This is a genomic window from Chimaeribacter californicus, assembly GCF_002858675.1.
Taxonomy (GTDB): domain Bacteria; phylum Pseudomonadota; class Gammaproteobacteria; order Enterobacterales; family Enterobacteriaceae; genus Chimaeribacter; species Chimaeribacter californicus.
The window spans coordinates 1-3,241 of record NZ_PJZF01000043.1; the positions used below are offsets into that span (position 1 = coordinate 1).

The window sequence follows — 3,241 nt, forward strand, 5'->3', positions numbered from 1 at the left end:
AGGGGCCGGACGCGCAGGATGCGTTTCAGGCCGACGAACCGGTGACGCTGACCGCCCCGCTGCTGGACCGCGGCCAGGAGGGGTTGCGCACGGCGGTGCCCGCGCCGGATTTGCTGGTGGGCGGTACACCTTGCCAGGCCTTCTCTGTGGCTGGGCTTGGCAATGGGCTGGGAGATGAGCGCGGACAGCTAACCCTCAAATATGTGGAGTTAGCCAATGCAATCGACCAACAGCGCGCAGCCGCCGGCCAGCCCCCCACGATCATCGTGTGGGAAAACGTTGCCGGTGTGTTCTCTGACAAAGACAACGCTTTTGGGTGCTTCCTTGCCGGCCTGGCTGGTGAAGATGATCCAATCGCACCTGGTGAACGACCTGAGCCAGGAAAGAGCACAGCCCACTGGCGCTGGCGCAAATCGACCGGTGACCATGTGGCAAAGTGGGCGCTCTCAGGTTGCGTTTATGGCCAGCAACGCCGATTGGCTTGGCGAACCCTTGATGCCCAATACTTCGGAGTGGCACAACGCCGCCGCCGTGTGTTTGTTGTCGCAACTGCTCGACACGACCTCGATCCCGCAGAAATACTTTTTGAGTTCGACGGCGTGCGCCGGGATACTGCGCCGAGCCGAGACACGCGGCCGCCAGCTGGCGCCGGAGCTGCAAGCAGCGCTATCGAATGGGATACAGCCCCATCCTATAGCATTGCCGGCAACACCATTGGCCGAACCGGGCATAACGGCGGCAACCAGGTAGGGATCGACAAACCTGAAGTTTGCCACACACTGACCAGCTCTGATGTCCATGCCGTAGTGTCCGTCCGTGCCGTATCTATGCGCGGGCGTGACGGTGGCACCATTGCAGAGCTGGGCGGTGAGGTAGCCAACTGCCTTAGCACTGGCACAGGCGGATCTAATAAAGCCCATGCCTTGGTTAACAGCACCGTTCGCCGGCTGATGCCTCATGAATGTGAAGCTCTCCAGGGCTTCCCTCACGGACATACCATGATCCCCTGGCGCAATAAGCCGGCTGAGGATTGCCAGGATGCGCCAAGATACAAGGCGATCGGCAACTCTATGGCCGTGCCTGTCATGCGCTGGATTGGAGAGCGAATTTTGAAACACCTCACCACCGATGACGCAGTACAAAACTTACCAGGAGAGACGCCAGTCGTTATCAGCATTGAATCTTTGATGCCTGGGCTAATTGCCGGAGGTGAGCCGGCTGCCGCAATGCCCACCAGGGCGTTGAGTGGCGAAATCACTTTGACCGCCGCCCCCGGCAATGCTGAGGCGATTAAAGAGATGCTTGATGCGCACAAGATCCGGCCATTCCTTAAGTGGGCTGGTGGCAAATATTCCGTGCTGGATACTCTTCGCACCTACCTGCCGCCGGGTAAGCGCCTGATTGAGCCATTCGTGGGTGCCGGCTCGGTATTCATGAATACCACCTATGACGCCTACCTGCTGGGTGACATCAACCCCTATCTGATCAACCTCTATCAGCAACTGGCCACCAATCCGCAACTCGTCGTGCCGGTAGCACTGGCTCTGGTGACCGGTTGTAACAGCGAAGCCGCGTATATGGCCATCCGGAACGAGTTTAATGCCCGCACGGCTGATCCTGTCCGCCAGGCGGCGTTATTCCTGGCGCTCAACCGCACCTGTTTTAATGGGCTGTGCCGCTTCAACCAGAAAGGGCTATTTAACGTGGGGTGGAACAAAAACCCCGACAGTTACTTCCCTCTGGATGAGCTATGTCATTTTGCTATCAGTGACGCGGCGCGGGAATTTGTCTGTGCCCCATTCCAGGAGGTGATCGCCCAGGCGAGCGAGGGGGACGTAATTTTCTGCGATCCGCCGTATGAGCCGCTGCCGGATGAGCGTAATTTCACGGCGTACAGCAAAGAGGGATTCACGTTTGATGACCAGGTAGCGCTGGTGGAACACCTGATGGCCGCGCATGAGCGTGGTGCTAAGGTGGTGATCACCAACAGTAGCGCGCCCAAGCTGATGCAGCTCTATCTATCCCGCGGCTTTACCATTACGGGGTTGAAAGCGCGCCGCTCTGTGAGCTGTGACATCACCACCCGCGGTAATGCAACAGACATCATCGCTACCCTGTAACCACCAGCGGCCGCCAGCTGGTGGCCGCCTTTCCCGGATCACCATGACCACCGAAAAAATCACTATGTTTAAGCCAGGTGCGCCGCTGCAATACGACCGCGCGCTGGAGGATTATGACGGCATGACCGTCGGCAATCTGGACTCTGTACTGGTACAGCCCTTCTCTGCGCTGTGCCGGGAGCTGAAGATCGACACACCGCCTACGTTTGAGCCTGTTGAGCAGCGACTTACCGTATTCCACCAGCAAAAACGCATTGTGGTAGCGCATGGTGAGCGGGCATCACTTCACCAGCCGGCTGCTGCCCTGGCTGTGTGGTCGGCGCTGTGCCAATTCCAGGGGCGGGCTTACATCATCTCGCCATATGCCCGCACCTGGTTCGAGGTATGCAGGCTGGTGAGCCAGCTGGTGGCGCTGATGCCAGTGATCGCCCGGGAACTGGTATACGGTGCCTACTCCATTCATCTGCGTAAAGACGCGAAGCGCCGCATAGAGTGGGTGCACCCAGTCGCGTTTTCGCCGGGTTTGCTCAAAGAAATAGCGGGCTGTTCGTCCTTTGTGTTCGTGGATGGCGCGGAGCACTGCGCAAACGGCTTCCTGGAGGCTTTGAGCGCGTCGGTATATGTTGGCCAGCCTTTGCTGGTTACAGGCGTTCCTGTGGCTGCTGGTGGAGGATTTGAGGCGCTGTTCAATGACGAGGGCGCAATGCGGCTTACCTTAAGCGCGTATGACGCGCCCAATGAACCGCCCCGGTAATCCTGGAGACTACACTCTTTGAGAGAGGTAACCAGGATGACAAAACATAACCGATTTCCCCCTGAAGTTCGTCAACGCGCTATTCGTATGGTTCTGGAAAACCAGAATACCTACAACTCACAATGGGCCGCTATCTGCTCCATTGCCCCTAAGATCGGCTGCACTCCCGAGACATTGCGTATCTGGATCCGTCAGCAGGAGCCCGTTGATGATGAGCAGAATGCGCTGACTGCCAGCGAACGCCAGCGTCTGAAAGAACTGGAGCGGGAAGTCCGCGAGCTGCGCCGCAGCAATGATATTCTGCGTCAGGCTTCAGCGTATTTTGCCCAGGCGGAGCTCGACCGCCACTGGAAAAAATAATGCCGCT

At 58.2% G+C, this 3,241-nt stretch carries 2 protein-coding genes, 1 pseudogene and 1 other annotated feature; all 3 genes and pseudogenes read left to right on the top strand.

From position 1 onward, the window contains the following. Positions 1-41 precede the first annotated feature (41 nt). Positions 42-2,120, top strand: a complete 2,079-nt coding sequence (locus CYR55_RS23660) for a class I SAM-dependent DNA methyltransferase (RefSeq protein WP_241522214.1) — start codon at positions 42-44, stop codon at positions 2,118-2,120. A 43-nt stretch (positions 2,121-2,163) separates the two neighbouring features. Continuing rightward, positions 2,164-2,874, top strand: a complete 711-nt coding sequence (locus CYR55_RS22475) for a hypothetical protein (RefSeq protein WP_101818532.1) — start codon at positions 2,164-2,166, stop codon at positions 2,872-2,874. Positions 2,875-2,910: 36 nt separating this feature from the next. Then, positions 2,911-3,231 (top strand): annotated as a pseudogene (locus tag CYR55_RS22480) (transposase); the annotation flags it as partial. Further along, positions 3,189-3,241 (top strand) — a sequence feature (AL1L pseudoknot). This feature is flagged as partial in the annotation. Its footprint overlaps the pseudogene before it by 43 nt.